The sequence below is a fragment of the Leifsonia sp. 21MFCrub1.1 genome, assembly GCF_900107895.1.
Classification (GTDB): Bacteria; Actinomycetota; Actinomycetes; order Actinomycetales; family Microbacteriaceae; genus Leifsonia; species Leifsonia soli.
Genome location: NZ_LT629867.1, coordinates 2103984 through 2125199 on the forward strand (window position 1 = coordinate 2103984; position 21216 = coordinate 2125199).

Sequence of the window (21216 nt, forward strand, 5' to 3'; positions counted from 1 at the left end):
CGAGTGACAGGGTATCACCCGATCCCGGCGGGCCCGCCGTCAGGCGAACTGCGCGCGGATGCTCAGGTCGCCGAGCAGCAGTTCCGCCCCGTCCGGTACGACGGCCGGTTCTCCCGGCTCCGCTCGTGCGCCCGCGACGACGACGCCGTTGGTCGAGTGGAGGTCGGTGACCGTCAGCGTGTCGCCCTCCACCACGAGGAGCGCATGGGTCTTCGAGACGGTGGAGGTCGGGTCGTCGAGGGCGATCGGCTCGGCATCGCCGGCATGGGCGCCGCGGGTCGGATTGCGGCCGAGGAGGACCGCCCGGGTCAGCGGGACCACACGCCCGCCGGGCAGGACGAGTCGCCAGACCGGACGAGCGGGCGCGGCGGGGCCGTTCGGTCCGGCGGGCGGGGTGAAGGCCGGCAGCGCCCGGCCGGGCGCGACCGCCTCAATGCGCTCGGCCGCGGGCGTCGGCGTCGGCTCCGGCGGTCGCGACGGGATGAGGCCGGGTGGCGGAACGATGAATCCGCGGTCGTCCATGCCGCCCACTATACGGAAACCGGCCGACCGGTCCAGGGCTCCGATATGGCGGCGTCAGGCGCGGCGTGCCCGCCGGTAGCGGAACGCCGCGAGCCGGGAGCGCAGTGGCCCGGCCGCCTTGGTCGCGCGGCCGAGGGCTTCGTCCGCCGACGTCCAGGCGTGCTGCACGCGCTCCTCGTCGACGACACTGCCGTCGAACACCGCGGCGTCGACGTGCCGGGCCAGGTCGCGGAGCCCACCGTCGGGGACCGGGAGATCCTGCGCGGCGGACTGCTCCTCCAGCGCAGCGGCGGCCTGCAGACGCGTCGCGCGGTCGGGGACGTCGAGGCCGAGTTCGGCGTAGCCGTCGGTCAGCTCGTCCCAGGCTCCGGCGGCGCGCCGGTCCGGCGGTCCGGCGGTCTCGCGCCTCCGCCGTCGTCGCCGTTTGAGCGCGGCGATGAGCAGCAGCGGGACGAAGTACGCAAGCAGCGGGATGCCGACGACGCCGAGCACCACCCACGCCCAGACCGGCAGTCGGAACGTGGACGCCTTGTCCTTCGGGTCGTTGTCCTTGGTCTTGACCGGCGTCAGCAGGTCGTCGGCGCGCGGGTCGGCGGGCGGCGGCTGGCGTACCTGCGGCTGGGGTTCGAGCTTCGGCTTCGTCGTCTGGTTCTTCGGCGCGTCCGTCTTGGTCGGCGTCGGGAAGAACGGCACCCAGCCGACGCCCTCGAAGGCGACCTCGTCCCACGCCGTCACGTCGTCGCCGGTGACGGTGGTGGTGCCTCCGGAGACCTTCGGGGCGAACCCCATGACGACCCGGGTCGGGTAGCCGAGCCGCCGGGCCATGAGGGCGAAGGCGCTGGCGTACTGCTCCTGGTCGCCGACCATCGGCGACTTGGACAGCAGGTCGGTCATGCGGTCGGCGCCCTGCCCAGCACGCGACGGCACCGGATCGGACGCCCGACCATGGCTGAGGTAACCGAGCGACTTCAGCGACCGCTCGATGTTGCGCAGCTTCTGGATGGCCGTGTCGGCCGAGCCCGCGTACTCCTCGGCCTTCGCCGACACCACATCCGGGACGTTGGTGACCGACGGGAGCGTCAGTTTCGCCGGGGGGACTTTGGCGAGGGCCCGATCGTTCGGGATCTTCTGCGCCGTCGCGCCGACGGTGTAGTCGAGGCCGTTGCGCACGCCGCTGGTGACCGCCGCGGTGCCGGTCGCCGTGTTGACGCGCACGGTCGAGGCCGGGTCCTGTCCGGTGTGCGAATCGAAGGTCAGCGTGTTGGTATAGCCGAGGGTCGGCAGCCAGACATCCGAGTAGCCGAGCACGTCGATGGTCGCGGTCGCCGATGCCCCCGCAGTGAACAGCGGCGGCCGCGGGATGGTGCTGCCGAGCAGTTCGAACGCGCCGGAGGCGTCGCTGTCGCTTCCCGGGGACGCGACGGACCAGACGACGCCGTCGTAGCTGTCCATCGTCGCGAGCCGGATCACCTGGCCCTGCTTGAGCCCGGTGACGGTGAAGAGCTTGGTCTTCTGCAGCTCCTTCGTGTACTTCCGGAAACCCGCGAGCGGGCTCGGATAGTCGAGCGGGTCGAACGGCGGCGTGATCTCGTCGCGGACGACGAAACGCGACGAGGCGGGCGGCGCCAGCACGGACCCGGCCAGCGCGCCGACGAGCACGGCACCGAGCACGACCGCCGCGCCGCCGAGCAGCCGGCTGCGCCGGACTCCGGAGTCCGTCTCGACCCGATCGCGGGCGAACCGCGCGCGACGCCACGCCAGCCACACCAGGGCGATCCCGGCGAACAGGACGCCGCGCACCCCCGCGAAGAACGGGTCGCGGGTGCCGAGCAGGATGGCCGAGAGCAGCAGCAGGACGGGGCCGGCCAGCACCACCGCCGCGCGACCGGCGGACGGACGCCGCACCCGGGGCAGCCATCGCACGGCCAGGGTCACCGACACGAGCGAGACGAGCCATCCTGCGACGTACGGGACCACCGCGACATAGGGCGGTGCCTCGAGCGGGGCCTGCAGTGTCACTGCGTCGGACCAGCCGAAGACGGCTCCGACGACCAGGCCGGACAGGCTGTCGAGCGACGGGAGCACCCCGTACAGCGCCTGCCCGGGCAGCGCGAGCGCCGTCCCGAACAGGAAGTAGGCGGCCAGCGCGATCACGGTGGTGAGCGGCCACGATATCCGGAGAAGCCGGCCGAGCAGCGCGACTCCCCCGCCGACGACGATGCCGCCGATGGCGGCCTGCGCGAAGGCGTAGTGCCCGAACGCCGGCTCGAAGCCCGCAACGGCGAGCAGGCTGAGAGCGGTCAGGACGGCGATGTCGATCCACGTCGTCGCCGACAGGGTGTCGAACAGCGGGGAGGCGGCCGTGGGCCGCGCATCGCGGCGGCGGCCGGCTCCGGTGCCCGTCGCCGCGCTCATCGGCCCGCCCGCTTCAGCAGAGACGGCAGCTCGGGCAGCGCGGAGACGGTGATCAGCATCGAGCGCCCGAGTCGGGTGAGCCGCGGCTCCGCCCCCTCGTCGACACGGATCACGATGGTCTCCGTGTCCGTCGACCACAGGGCCGATGCTCCGCGCAGCTCGGCCGCGTCCACCTGCGAGCCCACCACGGTCACCGCAAGACTCGGCGCGGGCAGCCGCAGGGTCGCCTGCCGCAGGAACTCGCGGAGGGTCGGATGCGCCCCGTCCACCGAGTGGATGCGGCAGGAATCGTCGAGCAGGGCCGTCGGCGTCTCCACGCGCATGGGACCGCGCTGCCAGAGCGCTCGGATCTCGGTCTCCTCGCGGATGACCTGGCAGCCGACCGACGCGAGCACGGAGACGCCCAGCTCGAACTCGTCGTCGGACGCGAAGTGCGAGCGCTCCGCGTCGAAGGCCAGCAGCAGCTGCGACCGGCGGGTCTCTTGATACTGGCGCACCATCAGCTGGCCCGTCCGGGCGGACGTGCGCCAGTGAACGTTGCGGATGTCGTCGCCGGGCTCGTAGGTGCGCAGCGCGTGGAAGGCGAGGTCGCTGTCCGTGATGACCTTGGTCGTCTGCCCCTCGAGGTCGCGTACCAGGCCGCGTGCCGTCGCGGCCAGGCGGACCGTCTTCGGGTGCACGAACAGCTCGATCTGCTCGGTCCATTGGTTGGTGCGGCGCAGCAGTCCCAGCTGGTCGCCGCGCACCGACAGGGCGGGGCCGGCCAGGATCAGAGCGCGCCGCTCGGTCGGCACGGCGAACAACTCCTCCGTCTCGGCGCCCGGGGCGAGCCGCGGGATGGTGAAGTCGGCCTGTCCTTCGCCGACGGGCAGCTCCATCCGCGTCGGAAGCACCGGCCGTGATCCGCTGTTGGCCACGATGAGCCGCCCGAGGGCCCGCCCGCCGGCGACGACGCGCCGGGGGTTGAGCTCGATGCCGACGCGGTATGTGGAGCGGCCGAACACGAAGGCGGCCGCGATGACGAAGGCCGCAAGCAGCGTTGCCGCGACGTAGACGAACTCGGCCCAGCCGAGCCAGACCGCCAGCACGACCGACACGGCGGCGGTCGCCAGCACGATCCAGCCGAGGGTGCTCACCACGCCGACGACCGGCGCGAGACGACGCCCGACCGCGCGCCCGAGAGGCGCGATCCGGGACGTCACCGCACCGGTCGCGCGCGCCACCGCGCCGGCGACGAGCTCCGCAGCGATGCGCGCCTGGTCGGCGCCGGGCGCGCGACGACGGCGTCCGCGAGCGGGGCTGTCGGTGGTCATGGCTGCGGGATCCTGTCGGGGTCGGGGTCGGGGTCGGGCGCGGGCGGGGGTCGGGGTGGTGCGGAGCGGCTCAGGCGGCGCGGTAGGCGGGCGGTGTCGCCGACGCGACCGCCCGCTCGACGACGTCGGCCGCGGTCACACCCGCGAACTCCGACTCGGGGTCGACGATGACGCGGTGCGCGAGCACCGGCTGGGCGAGGTCGCGGATGTCGTCCGGCGTCACGAAGGTGCGCCCGGCCGAGATCGCCCACGTCTTCGCCGCACGCGCGAGCGCGAGGGCGCCGCGGATGCTCACGCCGAGCGCCGCATCCTTGTCGTCGCGCGTGGCGGTGACGATCTCGCTGAGGTACCCCATGACGCTGGCGTCCGTGTGCACCTCGGAGGCCAGCTGCGCGAGCGTGGTGACCGAGTCGGAGGCGATGATCGGCCGGACGGCCGCCGCACGCGATCGGTTGGACGAGTCGAGCAGCAGGTCGACGGTCGTCGCGTGGTCGGGGTAGCCGAGCGATGTCTTGATCAGGAAGCGGTCGAGCTGCGCCTCGGGCAGCGAGTACGTTCCCGCCTGCTCCACCGGGTTCTGCGTCGCGATCACGATGAACGGCGCTCCGACGGGGTGGCCGACGCCGTCGACCGTCACGACGCCCTCCTCCATCACCTCGAGCAGCGCGGACTGGGTCTTGGGGCTCGCCCGGTTGATCTCGTCGGCGAGCACCACGGACGCGAAGATCGGCCCGGGATGGAACTCGAACCGGCCGCTGGACTGGTCGTAGATCGTGACGCCGGTGACGTCCGACGGCAGCAGGTCGGGGGTGAACTGGATGCGCGACTGCGTGCCCTCGACCGTGTTGGCGAGCGCCTTGGCGAGCACCGTCTTCCCGGTGCCGGGCACGTCCTCGAGCAGCACGTGGCCGCCGGAGAGCATCGCGGTGATCACCAGGCGGATGCTGTGCTCCTTGCCGAGGATCGCCTTGTCGACGTTCGCCACCAATTGCGAGAACGCCCCGGCGAACCAGTCCGCCTGCTCCTGTGTCACTGCCACTGCTGCATCTCCTCGGTTTCTTCGTTCGTGCTTTGCCCGCGGGTCACGGCGCCCAGTCCTGGACCGGGCTCTGCACACCGTTCACGACGACGTACACGCCGTGGTACCCGCACCACGGGTCGAGATCGCTGTTCGGGTTGCCGACGTAGTGGCCGTAGCCGTTGCCGTCGGTCGAGATCGACTTGCTGCCCAGCTGGCCGCCGTTGCAGTGGACCTGCATGGTGAACGTCCGGTTCGCGGGGAAGTCGTGCAGCGTCACGTCGTAGGTGTAGCTGTGGGCGTACCCGGGCTTCAGCCCGCCCTTCGCCAGGTCGATCGACGGCGACGGCGGCGGCGGGTCTTTGACCTCGACACTGTTGGAGGTCGCCGTCGGTCCCTTGTTGCCGCCGGCGTTCGACGCGTAGACCTCGAAGGAGTAGGTCCCTGCCCCCTTGTTGTTCGCCTGCGCACTGGTGCCGGTCGTCGTCTGCCACGTCCCGCCGTTGAGCCGGTAATGGTAGGTCGCCTGACCGCCTCCCGTCCCGTTCGGGTCCGAGAGCGCGTTCCAGCTCATGGTCAGATCGCTCGGCGCGTTCCCGCTGCTCCGGAGGGAGACGCCGCTCACCTGCGTCGGCTTGCCGTACGGCGTGACCGGCGTGCTTCCGGCGGAGCGCTCGCTCCACCCGTCGGCGTTCTGCGCGCGCACGGTGAACGAGTAGGACTTGCCGTTCGTCAGGCCGCCGATCGTCACGGTGCCGACGGATGACGTCGTCTCGGTGTGCCCGGCGCCGTCCGTCACCTCGTACTGCGTGATGGGCTTTCCGTTGTCGGCCGGGGCCTTGATCGAGACGGTGACCTTCCCGTCGCTCGCCTGCGGGTTCGACGGGGCGCTCGGCTTCGACGGGACGTCGTGGATGGTGACGCGCAGCTGGCCGATGGCCGACGCCGTGCGCTTCGGGTCCTTCGTCGCATCCTCGACGTGATAGACCACGTTCACGGCCCCGATGGCGGCGCCGGAGGATGCGCTGACGCTGATCGACGAGCCGGTGTGGGTCACGGTGACGCCCGCCGGCGCGCTCTGGGCCGTCGCGTCGGTGATCGTCAGCGGCTGCCCCGGGAACGGGTTCACCCACTGAGCATCGCTCGATGCGCCGGTGACCGTCGCCGTCTCACCGCGCTTGACCTCCGACGTCTGCGGCGGGTTCTTCTGCGTCGCGACCGGACGGCTCGAGCTCACCACCTGCACGTTCACCGTGCCGGTGATCGTGTGCGTGCCGGAGCTGATCGTCACCGCGACCGTCGCTGTCTCGCCCGCCTGCACGCCCAGCGGCGCGGAGAGGGTGAGCGTCGAGCCGCTCAGGTTCGACTGGATCTTCGGGTTGGACGACGTGCCGCCGGAGTACGTCAGCTTGTTGAGGATCTCGGGGTTGGGATGGAAGCTCGACGCCCGCAGATCGACGGAGAGCGGGGCCTCGCCCGGCTCGATCTTCTCGCTGGGCGACGTGAACGTCGGAGGCACGTCGGACTGGTCCGGCTCCCCCACCGTGATCGGCAGGACCAGAGTGGTCTCCCGGTCGGCGCTCTGTCCGGCCTCGCGCCCGTCGTTCACTTTGAAGGTGATCGCAGCAGGACCGCGGTAGCCCTTCGCCGCCGTGAAGGTCAGCGTCTGCTCGTCGCCGTAGGAGGATGCGCCCGAGCTGTTGGTCGCGCTGACTCCGGATGCTCCGGTGAGTTTGTACCCGCGGCCCGACGGCACGGTGAGGATGTCGGAGAGCTTCCAGGTCTTCGACCCGTCGACCTGGACGATCTGCTGCGGCAGGCCGTCCTTGATGCGCGGAGGGGCCGTCGCGTCGCCCTTGGGCGGGACCACGATGAACGCGGTCCCCTTCAGCCCGGTGACGGTGTCGGTCAGCGTGTACGCGATGGCGGTGCGCCGCTCGCCCGGCTTCACCGTGATGGAGCCGTCCTGCCCGACGTCGGCGGCCGACGCGTTCGGTCCGGTCACCTCGACCTTCAGGTCGTCGACGAGACCGGACGGATTGGTCGCGCCCTGAAGCGCGTTCACCTTGACGCTCTGCTTGTTCGCGACCTCGTCCGGCTCGAGCACGTGATCGACGGCGGTCGGGGGAACGTCCTTGGCGTCGGGCGTCACCGTCACCTGGATGAACGCGCTGGCGACGCCGCCCTGCCCGTTGGTGATCTGGTAGCGGACGACGAACGACCCTTCGTCCTTCGGCGCGGTGACGAGCACGATCTTGCCGTGCACCGACGCCTTCAGGCCGTCGTCCACCTGCAGCAGCTTCTTCTGCAGGGCGATCGCATAGCCGTTCGGGTCGGAGTCGTTGTCGAGGACGGGCACGGCGATCGTGCGGCCCGGCTTCACCTGCACCGGGTCGTTCACCGCGATCGGCGGACGCACCTGGCTCGGGCGCGGGATCACGGCGATCGACACCGTGCCGGTGGCCGTCTTCCCGTACGTGTCCTTCACCTCGTAGGTGAAGGTGTCGCTGCCCGCCGAGTCCGGGTACGCCTCGTACGTGAACGAGCGGCTGGTCGAGTCGGAGATGCGGCCGAGGGTCGGCTGCGTGGCCAGTCCGGAGAGCGAGACGGAGTCGCCGTCGGGGTCGATGCCGTCGAGCGGCACCTCCACCGGCACCGACGAGCCGGCGAAGGCGCGCACCGTCAGCGGCTGCGGCTGCGGCGCGCGGTCGGAGCCCTTGTCGGGGGCGCCGACGACGAAAGTGACGGTCGCCTGCGCCTTCTGGCCGTACTTGTCCGTGATGCCGTAGACCACGTTGTACTGACCGGGCGCGGTCGGCGCCTGGTAGCGCACGTTCTCGCCGCTCACGAAGGCGGTCGCGCCCTGCCCGGCACCGCTCGCGTCGCGCAGCTGCGTGTCGAGGGTGAAGGGGGCGTTGTCGGGCGAGTAGTCGTTCTGCATCACCGCCACGGTCGCCACGTCGCCGGCCCGGACGGGCACCTGATCGTCCACGGCGACCGGAGGCTGATGCTGCACGAGCGGCGGGACGGGGACCACCGTGATCCCGGCGGTGGCCTCGTTGATCCCGTCGGACACGACGTAGGAGAGCTGCACCTGCTGGGTGAGGACGGTCGGCGCCGTGATCTTCACCACGGCGTTGTCGAGCACCTCGACGTTGAGATCCTCAGCGCCCTTGCCGACCGACACGGAACGCACGGCGAGGACACGCCCCGACGGCGACACATCGTTGTCGAGCACGGCGACGGAGGTCGGCTCGCCGGGGCGGACGTACGCCTTGTCGGTCACGGCGATCGGCGGAGCCTCGCTCGCGCCCTGCGGCGCGATGTCGACGCGTACGAGCCCGGTCGTCGTCTTCGGGCCGGCGCCGAGCGTGTAGACGAGGTAGTACTCCCCCGGCGCGTTGCTGCGGACGGTGATCGTGCCGCGCGCGCTGTCCGCGGTGACCTGCGCTCCGCTCCCGCCGTCGAGCCCCGCGCCGACCAGTGTCAGCGGCTCCCCGGACGGCGACTGGTCGTTGTCGAGCGGATGCAGCACGACGGGACGCCCAGTGAAGCCGTCGGCGAAGTCGGTCACGGCGACGGGGTCGAGCGTGCCCGCCGGCTTCACGGTCACGATGAGACTGCCCGTGGCGGAGGCGCGGCCGTCGGAGATGGTGACCCGCACCTCCTTGGAGCCCGCCTGACCGGTCTTGCTGGTGAAGGTGACGTCGCCGTTCGGCTTGAACCGCACGTCGTCCTCGGTCGTCGCGGACGCCGCGACGAGACTGAGGTCGTCGCCGTCCGGATCGGTCCAGTCGTTCAGGACGTTGTACGTGACCGACTGGCCGACCTCGGTCTGCGCGGTGCTCGATCGGGCGGATGCCGGGGCCTCGTTCACCGCCGGCTGCTTGAGCGTCGCATCCACCTGCGCGGAGGCCGTGCCGCCGCGGCCGTCGTCGACCGAGTAGCGGAACGAGATCGTGCCGCTCAGGCCGTCCTTCGGCGTGAACTGGATGGCGCGGCCTCCCTCGACGAGCTGCAGGACGCCCTGCGCGGCAGGGATCGCCGACACGTCGGAGATGGTCAGGACGTCGCCGTCCGGATCGGTGTCGTTCGTCAGCACGTGGAGCACCGTCGACCGGCCGGGGCGCACGCCGTACGTGTCGTTCACGGCGATCGGCGGCCTGTTCTGATCGGTCCGCTGCGCGAGCGTGTCGGCGAAGGACTGCACGACCGGCTTCTCCTCGCCGGTCTCGCCCTGCACCGTGGTGTCGTTGGGCTTCAGCTGCGCCCAGTTCTGCACGAGCCGCATGTTGGAGGAGACGACCCAGGCACTGCCGTCGCGCAGGTTGTTCAGCGCGATGACGCCGTGGTTGACCCGGAACTCGAGGTCGTCGCCCGCCACCGGCTGGTCGATGTCGACGCCGACGGGCTTCTTGCCGTCGCACGCGTACAGGTACCGTCCGGAGCCCGACCAGGCGCCGTACGAGCACGTCCCCAGGCGGACGGGGGCCGAGACCGCGTCGGCGCCGCCCTTCGAGGTCGCACCCGCGGGGCTCGCGGTGACCGCCCCGCCCCCGAGCGGGACGCTGAGCAGGCTGTTCGAGGTCGCCACGACCGCGGCGCGGTCGTCCGGGCCCGGCTGCTGGAGCCTGAGCCCCTTCGCGGGGAGGTCGACCGTGGTACCGCCGCCCGTGATCATCCGGTTGCGCTGCGTGTCGAGAACGACCGCCTGGTCGCCGACCGCGCTCACCTGGAAGGCGCCGGGCACCGGGAAGTCCCGGCTCTCGGGCTTCGCGCCGGGACGATCGACCGTGATCAGCCGCTTGCCCTTCGGAGCGACCACGAACGTGGTGCCCGACTTCGCGACCGCGAGCTTCGCACCGGCTCCGGCCTTCACGACCGGCTTGGTCTTGGACTTGTCGAAGTCGAGCCGGCCCGAGGCGTCCAGCACCCACAGGGAGCCGTTGGGCGCCAGCACCGAGAGCGTGGTGCCGCCGTAGCCGACCTGCGAGTCCTCCGGCACCTGGATGCGTCCCCCGAGGGACACGAAGGCCGGGTCGATCCTGTCGACCGTCCCGTGCGGGAGGTCGGTGAGGAAGTAGGCGGAGCCGTCCTGCAGCACGTCGAGGTCGGCGCTGGCTCCCGTCACCGCGGCATCCAGCTCGTCGATCTGATGGTTGAGACGGCCGCCGAGCAGCTTCTCGCCGTTGGTGACCCAGACATCGCGGGTGTCGAGCTCGACCGCGTTGACCGGGAAGCCCTTGTGGAGGACGGCGATCGTCAGCGGGACGCCGGCGACCACGGCGAGTGCGGTGATCACGGCGAGCGTCTTCCGCTGTCGGAACCACGTACTCAATGAAACCAAGACTCTGAAATCCCCCGGGCCGGAAACGCGTCTACGCTAACACGACCCCCCGACGCGTCCGGAATGGGGAGCACTCCCCATGGGCGGCCGGCCGATCCCGCCGGGCCACGCGGGAAGCGCCTCAGTCGTCGCTGCTACGGTCCTCCGTCGGAGCCGTCGGGTCAAGTGCCGCCTCGACATCCGCGTCGCCGTTCCGGTCGAGCAGAGGGAGGTCCTCGACGCCGACCAGCCGGGTGGTCACGGCGTATTCGACGAGCCGGGCCCTGCGGTTGGTCGCGAGCTTGCCGCGCCCGCCGCGGAGTCCGGCGACGCCGAGCTTGTCGAGCTTGTCGCAGACGTTGTCGAGCTTGCGGTTGAACGTCGTCATGCTCCAGCCCAGGCGCTCGGCCGCCTCGGCGGAGGTCGGGATGGTGCCGCGTCCCGGGACGGTCTGGGTGAGGACGCCCTCGGCGAGGGCGACGATCAGCTGGCGCTGGCTGGTGGTCAGCGTGACAGGGAGGACCGTGGTGGAGCCGCCCGCCGCATCCACCTGGACCGCGGTGTTGAAGTAGTCCTCGTCGCTCGAGATGGTGAAGTCGTACGTCGTCGCGCCCGCGCTGAACATGACGTGCATGGTCTGGAACACGATCGGCAGCTTCGCGCCGGGCGCGAGCCACGCCTGCATGGTTCCCGTCGCGTCGGTCACCGTCGCGGTCAGCAGGGTTCCGACGTTGCTCAGCCACCACATCCCGAAGTCGTGCCCGACGGTGAGGAAGCGGCGGTGGAGGTACGGGTTGTCGTCGATGGTCAGCTCAGCCTCTCGGCCGATCCCGAACTCGCTTCCCGGGTCGACCCGGTAGAGCTCGCCGCAGAACTCGACCGTGAGGGGTTTCGCGGCGGTCACGGGGCGCACGCCTTCAGCTGTTCGGAGGTGCGTCCGGCCCGGACGGTCGCGACGTCGATGCAGACGGGGACGCCCGGCGTCAGGTTCGTGAGGGTGACCGTCCGGTCGGCCGTCACGGACGGCCCGTTGGTCGTGCCCTCCTGCTGCCAGGTGAACTGGTCGTCCTTCAGCGCGTCCGCCGTCTTCCACGTGAAGGTGGCGCTGGCGCCGTCCGGCGCGCGGACGGCCGAGACCAGGACGGGAGGCGGTACGACGGTGACGGCGATGCTGCCGCCGTCGCCGGGTCGCGCGCCCGGTCCGGTGGATGCGGCGGGCGGCCCGACTAGGTTCACCACGACGGCTGCCACGACCGCGAGGACGACGACGGCCGCGGCGCCTGCGCCGATCCAGGCGAGCAGGCGGCGCCGCGGGTCGTGCGGGGCGGTGGCGGCGTCCTCCGCGGCCTCCCCGGTCCCCTCGGCCGCGTCGGCGGTCGGGCGGGAGCGGAGGACGGTGTGCTCCTCCACGGATTCCGCCGCGGGCTTCTCGTCTCGCGGCTCGGTGCGGGCGGACGGCTGCGGCGTGATCGGCACGACGCCGCGGACGCGCGTCGCCTCCGGCTCGGCAGGCGCTGGTGCAGAGGCGGCGGGCTCTGCGGCAGGAGGCGGATCGGCCGGCTTCGGCGCGGCGGGCTGAGCCCGGATCGTGGCCACCGAGCGCGCCCGCGTCTCCTGCTCACCGCCGTCGGCGGACGGTCCGGGTCGCGCATCGCCCAGGCTGAGGTTCGGGACGTCGATGCTCGTCGGCGCGAGGCCCAGCTCCAGCTCGACACGCTGCAGCGCACGGGCGAAGTCGACGGCGGTCTGGTAGCGGTCCTCCCGGCGGGTCGCCATGCCCCGGCGCAGGACCGCGGTCAGCGACGCAGGGACGTCCGGCCGGTCGAGCGGCGTGATCATCCCGCGCTCGATGCGTCCCATGAGGTCGAGGGTGCCGTTGGAGCGCCCGGGCACCTCGAACGGCGTGCGCCCGGCGAGCAGGGTGTGCACGGTCGCGGCGAGCGAGAAGATGTCGCTGCGCACATCCGGGTCCGGGTCGTCCGAGAACATCTCCGGAGGAGACCACGGCACGCTGAGGCCCACGCTGCGGCTGCCGGAGGTCGCGGTGTCGGAGGGCGAGCTCCGCAGCTCCGAGAGCGTCGTCGTGTGCACCGGGAGCTCCTCGAGCGCGGAGGCGATGCCGAAGTCGGTCAGCGCCGGCCAGCCGAGCGCGTTGGTGAGCACGTTCGCCGGCTTGATATCGCGGTGGAGGATGCCCGCCGCGTGCGCGGTCGCGACCGCGCTCGACAGCCGCACGCCGGTGCGCAGGGCGTCCTCGACGCCGATCCGCTCGCGCTTCAGCCGGTCGGCCAGGGACGGACCGGAGCAGTACTCCATGACGAGGAAGGGGCGGTCGTCGCCCGCGACACCCGCGTGGAAGATCGTGACGATGTACGGATGCGCGGAGAGCCGGGCCATGACGTTGGCCTCGGCCACGAACCGCGCGCGCGCCGACTCGTCGACGCCGTCCGTCAGCAGCACCTTCACGGCGACGCTGCGCTTGGGCAGCTGCTGCTCGTAGAGGAAGACGTCCGAGAACCCACCCGATCCGAGAAGCCGGATGAAGTGGAAGCCGTCGAGCGCGGGCGGCTGCGAGGCCATGCGCCTCATCCGGCGGACTCCACGGTCAAGGTCGCGCCGCTGCCGAGATCGATCACAGTCCCGAGCACCACCGTGGTGGGCTCGCCGCTGCGGAGCTTCTGCGGGGTCTTTCCGGGAAGGACGATCATGGTGCCGTTCCGCGAGTGCAGGTCGGTGACCACGACGCTGTCGCCCTCCACCGCGACGGCGACGTGGGAGCGCGAGATGTCGTCCTCCGCGGTGGTCAGCGTGACCGGACGCGCTCCGCGCAGGGAGGGCACGGCGGAGACACTGGGCGCCCGGCCGACGACGACCGGCGCCGACAGAGGTTCACGGCGGCCGTCGGAGAGCAGCACGGCGAATGTCTGCGGTGCCGGCTCCCGTGCCGGCTCCTGGTCGGAGTCCGACGGGTGCGGACGCGACGGGAGGTCGCCGCTCATCACGGTGAGCCCGTCGTGGTCGCCTTCCAGGCGTCCGGCGGCCGGCGGGAAGGAGTCGGTGATGAAGCCGGGGAGGTCGATCTTCGGCGGGGCGGCGTCCTCATCCTCCGGCCGGACGGCGGCATCCTCGACGCTCCGCACCATCGTCGCCCCGAACAGGTGGTCGTAGCCGGAGGCCTCCGGCTGCGGCGCGGGGGACGGAGTGACGGACGGCACGTCGGCGAACGTCGCCTCGGGGACGCGCGTGTGCGGGTCGGGTTCGGCGGCGGGTTCGGGCTCGGGCTCGGGCTCGGGCTCGGGCTCGGGCTCGGGCTCGGGCTCGGGCTCGGCGGCAGGCTCGAACGCCTCTACGGCAGGCCCGGCCACGACGGGTTCCGGCTCTTCCACGGCCGGAGCCGCGGACTCCTCGATGGCCAGCGCCTCCACCGGCCCGGTCTCGCGCTCACGCCGCGGCGGCGCAGCGACCGTCGCGCCGACATCCTCCGCCCGCTCGGCCGCGGACCACACGACGCCCGCCGACCGCACGACTCCCTCGGCCAGAGGCAGCGTCTCCCCCGCGCCGGCGCCGAGCGTCACGGCCGCCGCATCGGTCAGCTGCGTCTCGACCCACGACGACACCCCGGACGCGCGGACGGCACGCTCCACGCCGCCTTCGGCGACGGCCGCACTCGCCGTCCCGCGGACGGCCAGGAGCACCGGCCCGGTGGATGCGTCCAGCAGAGCGAACGACGGCGTGCGGCTCAGACCGCCGGCGACCAGCGCATCCAGAGTCTCGGCGAAGCCGGCGCGGACCGCCTCGAAGAGCGCCCGCAGCCGTGCCGGATCGGTCTCGGCCACCAGCAGCGCCCGCGCGCCGCCCGCGACGACCGCCCACTCCCCGGCTGCCGCCTGCTGCACTTCGAACACGGACGACCTACTCCCTCGGCTGCGTGTCTTCGAACTCCCGGCCGCTTCCGTCGGCGCGTTCACGCGTGTCGACGGGGGCCGCTGCGTCCTCCCCGGTCACCGATTCAACCACGATCACGGTGATGTTGTCGTGGCCACCGGCCTCGTTCGCCGCGTCCACCAGAGCGGAGGCCGGATCGGACGGACCCTGGGCGAGGATCTCCGCGATCCTCCCATCGCTCAGTTCGCGGGTCAGGCCGTCGGAGCAGATCAGGAAGATCTGCCGTCCGTCCTCGGCGACCAGCTCGCTGTCGGTGTCCACGAAATCCTCCGCGCCGAGGGCGCGCGTGATGACGTTGCGCTCCGGGTGCACCGCGGCCTGCGCCTCGGTGATGAGTCCGGCATCCACCAGCTCCTGCACAGCGGAGTGGTCGACGGTCAGCTGGCGCAGCGCGCGGCCGTCCCACGCGTAGACGCGCGAGTCGCCGACGTTGACCACCATCCACTGCTCCGTCGCCAGCTCCGGCACGCGGACGCGGACGATGCCCGCGAGGGTCGTGCCCGCCACCGCGGCTCCCGATTCGTCGGCGCCGGAGAGCGACCGCACGGCGGCGTTCGCCTCGTCGATGGCGCGGATCACCTCGTCGGGCGTCGGGCGGGAGCCCGGCTGCAGCGTGCGTGCGAGGCTCTCCACCGCCGTCCGGCTGGCCAGGTCGCCGCGGGCGTGACCGCCCATGCCGTCGGCGACGACGAAAACCGGATCCTGCGCCAGAGCGCTGTCCTCGTTGACGTGCCGGACCGCACCCGTGTCGCTCCGGAGGGTCACGCCGACGACAGAGCTCATGTGCGGGGGTCCTCCTGCGTGCCGTCGACGACCGTTTCCTCGGCCTCGTCCTCGTCGGATTCGTCGCCGTGAATGGCCTCGGCGACGCTGGTGCCGCTCATCCGCAGCTTCACCAGACTTGCAATCGTAGCGACAACCATGGCTCCGACGATCACCAGCAGCGAGGTCCAGGTGCTGATGTCGGGCGCCCACTCGATGTGCTCGCCGCCGTTGATGAACGGGAGCTCGTTCTCGTGCATGGCGTGGAACACCAGCTTGACGCCGATGAAGGCGAGGATGAACGCGATCCCGTACTTGAGGTACACCAGCTTGTCGAGCAGGTGCCCGAGCAGGAAGTAGAGCTGCCGGAGACCCATCAGGGCGAACACGTTGGCCGTGAACACGATGAACGGGCTCTGGGTGATGCCGAAGATGGCGGGGATGGAGTCGAGGGCGAACAGCAGGTCGGTGGTGCCCAGGGCGATGAACACGATGATGAGCGGTGTGAACATCCGGCGACCGTCCACCACCGTGCGGAGTTTGTTGCCGTTGTACTGGGTCGACACCTTCAGGTGCTTGCGGGCGAACCTGATGAACCAGGAGTCCTCCGCGCCCTCGTCGTCGTGCTTGCCGAAGGCCTGGTTGAACGCCGTCCACAGCAGGAAAGCGCCGAACAGGTAGAAGATCGCGCTGAAGCTGGCGATCAGGCCGGCTCCGAGCAGGATGAAGACGCCGCGGAAGATCAGCGCCAGGATGATGCCCACCATGAGCACTTCCTGCTGGTACTTCCTCGGCACGGCGAACCTGCCCATGATGATCACGAACACGAACAGGTTGTCGATGCTGAGGCTGTACTCCGTCAGCCACCCGGCGAGGAACTGCCCCGCGTGCTCCGCATCCCCGACCAGCAGCATCAGCAGCGCGAAGATCAGCGCGAGCGCCACATAGAACCCGACCCAGAGCGCCGACTCGCGCGGGCTCGGGATGTGCGGCCTCTTGAAGATGATCAGGAGGTCGAAGGCGAGGATCAGCAGGAGGACGACGAAGGAGCCGATCTCGAACCAGAGGGGAAGAGCGGTGTGCACTGGGGACCTTTCGAAGGGCGCGGGACATCCACCGAAAGTCTCTCCCGCACCTGATGGTGCCGCTGTGCCCGGGCCCCCTTCGTCGCGGACCGTGATGACGTGCACAGCGCCGGCGTCGCGCAGGTTCGCACCTGTTGTCGAGCCGTTCGGGATACTCCCCTTCGCTTCCGACATCCTAGTGCCGTCGGAGGCCGGGCGTAGGGTGCCGACGTGGAACGCGAGGCCTTCGACAGCTCGGTGATCGCCGCAGCCGGCTACGACCCGTCGGTGCGGGCGCTCGAGATCGAGTTCGTGTCGGGCGAGGTGTACCGCTACTTCCTGGTGCCCGCGCGGGTCTGGCGCGAGCTGCGCGCCGCCGGGTCGGCGGGCTCCTACTTCAACGCCGAGGTGCGCGACCACTACCCCGAGGAGTGGATGCCAGGGGCCGCAACCCGGTGAGCCGGCGCGATCCCGTCGGCGGCGACGACCTGGTGTGCCGCTCCGGTAAGCCGGAGGGGCCATGTCGATTGCAGAGATCGCCGGATCCGTGCGCCGCTCGCGGCGCATCCCGCAGACGATCATTGCCGCGAGGACAGGTGAGGCCGCCTCCAACCTGTCGGTCATCGAGAGCGGCCGTCGTTCACCGCGTGCCGACAAGCTCGACCGCATCCTCCGCGCATCGGATGCGCGGTTGGCGGCCATCCCCACGACACGGCCTGGTGCGCTCGAGGTGAGCGCAGGAATCCGACGCGCCCTGAGGGGATCCGACGACGCCGAGGCGTTCCGCATCTGGCTCGCCTACAACGACGCGCTGGCCGCGGAGGACGCTGTCAACCGCGTCGTGCTCGCCGCCTTCCCCCCGGAACCGACCGGCAGTCGACTGTTCGACGCCGCCCTCGCGGCGATGACCGAGCACCATCTGCGCGAGACCAGCTCACCGATCCCTCTTTGGGTCTCGGCGACAGCGCCGCTCGACGATCCGACTGTCTTCACCGGCTCCCGGTACGTCACAACCGTGGACTCGAAGGACGTGCCCGACGCATTCCTCCGTAAACGCGTACTGATTCCCCGCGACACGCTGCGGAGCGTGTGACGTGGTATCCCTCCGTCGCGCTGACGTCATCGCCGGCTTGCGCCAGCTGGTCCGAGAGCTGCATGACCATTGAAGGCGGCACGGCGCGGACGTGACGACGATGACGTAGCCGTCCTCCTCGCCTACTCGACATCGATTCGGTGGACGAGGCAGAGGCCGTCTTCGAGTCCCAGTATCCGGGCGAGCTTCCGACTCCGCGCGGTACGACATGCTCGAAGACATTCTGCGGGTCGGCGTGCCCGACGTTCGGAGGCCTCCTGCGGTCGACTTGCGATAGAACGGGCACGCAACCGCATTCGAGGGCACTTCGCCGGCAACGAAAAAGCCCGCTTCCCGGTGTTCACATTCCTGTGTTCACAAGGGAAGCGGGCTGTTTGTGACCCCAGCGGGATTTGAACCCGCGTTACCGCCGTGAGAGGGCGACGTCCTAGGCCGCTAGACGATGGGGCCGTCTGGCAACTAGAAGATCATGCCACAGATGGGCCTGCACTGCCAAAACGGCGGCTCCCTCCCGGGCGCGTCGCTCAGGCGAGGACGCGGAGTGCTCCGGCCGCGACCGAGACCTCGACCGGGAGCGGCCCGATCCGCTCACCGTCGGCGTAGGCGACGACCCCGTCCGCCTCGATCCGGACGGATGAGACGCGCAGGATGCTCACCTCCGGAAGGCCGGTGTGCTCGCCGCGGAACACCTTCGGGAACAGGCGGAGGAAACGCAGCCGGGACATCGGCCCGACGACGAACAGATCGAGCAGGCCGTCGGAGAGATCGGCGTCCGGAACGATCCGCATCCCGCCGCCCAGCGACCGGTTGTTCGCGACCGAGACCAGCATGGCGTCCACCTCCATGCTTCGGCCGTCGGCGTGGATGCGGTACGGCCGAGGCTTGAGCGTCGCGAGCTCGCGGAGCAGGGCGATGACGTACCGGCTGCGGCCCCGCGGGCGCGACATGAGGTTGGCGCGCTCATTGACCGTGGCGTCGAACCCGGCCGACACGACGCAGCCGAACCACGTGGTCAGCTCGCCGCGGCGGATGGTCCCGGCGTCGATGGTGCGCGGCTCGCGCTGCAGCGCGTCCAGCAGCCGGTCGATGGCCGCTTCGGTGTCGTCGATCGGGATGCCCAGGCCGTCGGCCAGATCGTTGCCTGTGCCGCTCGGCACGATCCCGAGCGGGATGCCCGTGTTCGCCACGAGGTCGATGCCGAGATTGGCCATCCCGTCGCCGCCGACGACGACGAGCGCGTCGGCGCCGTCCTTCAGCGCGCGTGCCGTCTCCCGGCGGAGAAGCTCGATGTTCGCCTCGCCCATGGCGACGACCTGGTGGCCGGCATCGCTCAGGCGCTCGATCACGCGCGGACCGACCTCGCGCCGTCGGCCGAAGGACGCCATGGGGTTGACCGCGACGACGACGGCCCGCGGGAGTGCGGTCACGGTCCCGATGATGACACACCGGCGCCCCGCCTGCGAAAGACGGGGCGCCGGTGTGCCGGAGCGTCGGACTCCGGCGGGTCAGAGCCGGATGCGGCGGAGGAGCTGGGCGTTGATCGCGACGACGATCGTCGAGAGCGACATGAGCACGGCGCCGAACGCCGGCGACACCACGATGCCCAGGCCGATCGCGACCCCGGCCGCGAGCGGCAGGGCGATCACGTTGTACCCGGTGGCCCAGGCGAGGTTCTGCAGCATCTTGCGGTAGGTCGCGGCGGAGAGCGTGATCACCTTCGCGACGCCGCGGGGGTCGCTCGAGGCGAGGACCACCCCGGCCGACTCGATCGCCACGTCCGTCCCGGCGCCGATCGCGATCCCGACGTCCGCCTGAGCGAGGGCCGGGGCGTCGTTGACGCCGTCGCCCACCATCGCGACGCGGGAACCGTCGGCCTGCAGGCGGGCGACGGTGCCGGACTTGTCGCCCGGCAGCACTTCGGCGAACACCTCGTCGATGCCGAGCTGCGCGGCAACCGCATCGGCGACGGCCTGCGCGTCGCCTGTGAGCATCGCGACGCGCACGCCGCGGTCGCGCAGCGACCGCACGGCCTCCCGCGACTCCGGGCGGACCACGTCGGCCAGCGCGATCATGCCGGCCACGCGCTCCCCGCGGAGCACGTAGACGACCGTCTGACCCGCGCCGGAGGCTTCGTCGGCGGCCGCGCGGACGGCGTCGCCGGCCGCCAGCCCACCCTCGGTGAGCAGGCGGGGCGCTCCGACGGCGACACGCTCGCCGTCGACCACCGCGGACGCGCCGCGACCGCCGAGGGCTTCGAAGCCCGACACCGGCGCGATCGTCAGCCCGCGCTGGCGGGCCTCGCGGACGATGGCCGCGCCGATCGGGTGCTCCGCCGGCGCCTCCACCGCAGCGGCGAGCGCCAGCAGCGCGTCGGCATCGCCGTCCTCGGCGACTGCCGCGGCCACGCCCTGGCGGCCCTCGGTCAGGGTCCCGGTCTTGTCGAACAGGACGACGTCGACGCGGCGGGCGTCCTCCATCGCGTGGCGGTCGCGGATCAGCAGGCCGTTCCGGGCGCCGATGGCGGTCGAGATCTGCGCGACAAGGGGGATGGCGAGGCCGAGCGCGTGGGGGCAGGCGATGATGAGCACGGTCACGACCCGCTCCAGGACGAACGCCGGGTCGCCTGGACGCAGCAGGGTCCAGGCGATCAGCGTGACCGTGGCGACGGCGAGCGCGACGTAGAACAGCCAGGCGGCCGCACGGTCGGCGAGCACCTGGGTGCCCGACTTGCTCGCCTGTGCGTCGGCGACGAGCTTCATGATGCCGGCGAGCGCGGTGTCCCCACCGGTGCGCCCGACGCGGACGACGAGCGAGCCGCTGCCGGAGATGCTGCCGGCGACGACCTGCTCCCCCGGCCCGCGCGTCACGGGCTTCGACTCCCCGGTGAGGAGGGACTCGTCCAGGTCGCTCCGGCCGTCGACGATCTCGCCGTCGGCGGGCACGGCGGCACCGGGGCGGACGCGCACCAGTTCGCCCACCCGCAGGTCGGAGACCGGGACGGCGACGGGCTCCGCGTGGATGTCGGAGACCCGCTCGGCGGTGTCGGGCAGCAGCTTGGCCAGCTCGCCGAGGGCATCCTGCGCCCCCATGACGGCGGACATCTCGATCCAGTGACCGAGCAGCATGATCAGGATGAGGGTGGCCAGCTCCCACCAGAAGTCCATGCCGGGCAGGCCCAGGGTCACGGCGACGCTGTAGCCGAAGGCGACGACGATGGCCAGCGAGATGAGGGTCATCATCCCTGGCTGCTTGGCCTTCAGCTCGTCCACGGCCCCGCGCAAGAAGACCAGGCCGCCGTAGAAGAAGATCGCGACGCCGAACACCGCGGGGATGTACTGGCTGCCGGGGAATCGGGGCCCGTCGAGCCCGAGGATCTCCTGCAGCCCCGTCGAGAACACCAGCGTCGGGATGGTGAGGACGAGCGTCAGCCAGAACTTGCGGCGGAAGATCGCCGGGTCGTGGCCGGCGTGACCGGAGTGGTCATGGCCCGCGTGACCCGAGTGGTCATGGCCGGCGTGACCCGAGTGGTCGTGGCCCTCGTGCCCCTCGGGACCCGAGTGGTCATGGTCGTGACCCGCGTGCTCCGAATGGTCGTGCGCCGCGTGGTCGTGCTCGGCGTGATCGTGCGCCGCGTGGTCGTTATGCCCGTGGCTCCCGTGGTCGTGGACCGCTGTGTGCTCGTTCTTCTCGTCCATATCTCTCGCAACAGTACCCCCTAGGGGTATATTCCTCAAGCCTGCCGCGCTTGCGTGAGCATC

At 71.3% G+C, this 21216-nt stretch carries 14 protein-coding genes and 1 tRNA gene; 2 read left to right on the forward strand and 13 right to left on the reverse strand.

The genetic code is table 11. The annotated features are described in order from the left end of the window. Positions 1–39 precede the first annotated feature (39 nt). The 10 genes from BLW09_RS09990 to BLW09_RS10035 all read right to left on the reverse strand — a co-directional run bounded on the left by BLW09_RS09990 (position 40) and on the right by BLW09_RS10035 (position 16386). Positions 40–522 carry an FHA domain-containing protein gene (locus tag BLW09_RS09990; RefSeq protein WP_089911823.1) on the reverse strand — a complete coding sequence of 161 codons (483 nt, stop codon included), beginning with the start codon at positions 520–522 and terminating at the stop codon, positions 40–42. Positions 523–576: 54 nt separating this feature from the next. Continuing rightward, a complete protein-coding gene (locus BLW09_RS09995) occupies positions 577–2937 on the reverse strand; it encodes a transglutaminase family protein (protein ID WP_089911826.1) in 2361 nt (786 codons plus the stop codon). Next, the gene (locus tag BLW09_RS10000; RefSeq protein ID WP_089911828.1) at positions 2934–4250 is read right to left on the reverse strand and encodes a DUF58 domain-containing protein; all 1317 of its coding nucleotides are present in this window, start codon (positions 4248–4250) and stop codon (positions 2934–2936) included. The genes BLW09_RS09995 and BLW09_RS10000 overlap by 4 nt, the downstream gene beginning before the upstream one ends. A gap of 70 nt (positions 4251–4320) precedes the next feature. Continuing rightward, a complete protein-coding gene (locus tag BLW09_RS10005) occupies positions 4321–5283 on the reverse strand; it encodes an AAA family ATPase (RefSeq protein WP_089911831.1) in 963 nt (320 codons plus the stop codon). Between the two features lie 49 nt (positions 5284–5332). Then, the gene (locus BLW09_RS10010; RefSeq protein ID WP_089911834.1) at positions 5333–10570 is read right to left on the reverse strand and encodes an Ig-like domain-containing protein; all 5238 of its coding nucleotides are present in this window, start codon (positions 10568–10570) and stop codon (positions 5333–5335) included. 166 nt (positions 10571–10736) lie between these two features. Beyond that, positions 10737–11507, reverse strand: a complete 771-nt coding sequence (locus tag BLW09_RS10015; protein ID WP_089911837.1) for a hypothetical protein — start codon at positions 11505–11507, stop codon at positions 10737–10739. Beyond that, positions 11495–13174, reverse strand: coding sequence for a serine/threonine-protein kinase (locus tag BLW09_RS10020; RefSeq protein ID WP_089911839.1), 1680 nt, complete (start codon positions 13172–13174; stop codon positions 11495–11497). The genes BLW09_RS10015 and BLW09_RS10020 overlap by 13 nt, the downstream gene beginning before the upstream one ends. A gap of 5 nt (positions 13175–13179) precedes the next feature. After that, on the reverse strand, positions 13180–14499 hold the full coding sequence (locus BLW09_RS10025; protein WP_089911842.1) for an FHA domain-containing protein: 1320 nt from the start codon (positions 14497–14499) through the stop codon (positions 13180–13182). A gap of 7 nt (positions 14500–14506) precedes the next feature. Beyond that, positions 14507–15322, reverse strand: a complete 816-nt coding sequence (locus BLW09_RS10030) for a PP2C family protein-serine/threonine phosphatase (RefSeq protein WP_089911845.1) — start codon at positions 15320–15322, stop codon at positions 14507–14509. After that, complete coding sequence (locus tag BLW09_RS10035) at positions 15319–16386, reverse strand: TerC family protein (protein ID WP_089911848.1); 1068 nt, start codon at positions 16384–16386, stop codon at positions 15319–15321. The genes BLW09_RS10030 and BLW09_RS10035 overlap by 4 nt, the downstream gene beginning before the upstream one ends. 210 nt (positions 16387–16596) lie before the next feature. On the opposite strand from BLW09_RS10035, the gene BLW09_RS10040 reads away from it, so the two are divergent. Both BLW09_RS10040 and BLW09_RS10045 read left to right on the forward strand, forming a co-directional pair. Further along, the gene (locus BLW09_RS10040; protein ID WP_089911850.1) at positions 16597–16824 is read left to right on the forward strand and encodes a KTSC domain-containing protein; all 228 of its coding nucleotides are present in this window, start codon (positions 16597–16599) and stop codon (positions 16822–16824) included. A gap of 88 nt (positions 16825–16912) precedes the next feature. Then, on the forward strand, positions 16913–17458 hold the full coding sequence (locus BLW09_RS10045) for a helix-turn-helix domain-containing protein (RefSeq protein WP_231946768.1): 546 nt from the start codon (positions 16913–16915) through the stop codon (positions 17456–17458). Positions 17459–17835: 377 nt separating this feature from the next. Here the strand turns inward: BLW09_RS10045 and BLW09_RS10055 are convergent. The 3 genes from BLW09_RS10055 to BLW09_RS10065 all read right to left on the reverse strand — a co-directional run bounded on the left by BLW09_RS10055 (position 17836) and on the right by BLW09_RS10065 (position 21153). Beyond that, a tRNA-Glu gene (locus tag BLW09_RS10055) sits at positions 17836–17908 on the reverse strand. Positions 17909–17982: 74 nt separating this feature from the next. Then, positions 17983–18885 carry a diacylglycerol kinase family protein gene (locus BLW09_RS10060; RefSeq protein ID WP_089911856.1) on the reverse strand — a complete coding sequence of 301 codons (903 nt, stop codon included), beginning with the start codon at positions 18883–18885 and terminating at the stop codon, positions 17983–17985. A 78-nt stretch (positions 18886–18963) separates the two neighbouring features. Beyond that, a complete protein-coding gene (locus BLW09_RS10065; RefSeq protein ID WP_089911859.1) occupies positions 18964–21153 on the reverse strand; it encodes a copper-translocating P-type ATPase in 2190 nt (729 codons plus the stop codon). Positions 21154–21216 lie beyond the last annotated feature (63 nt).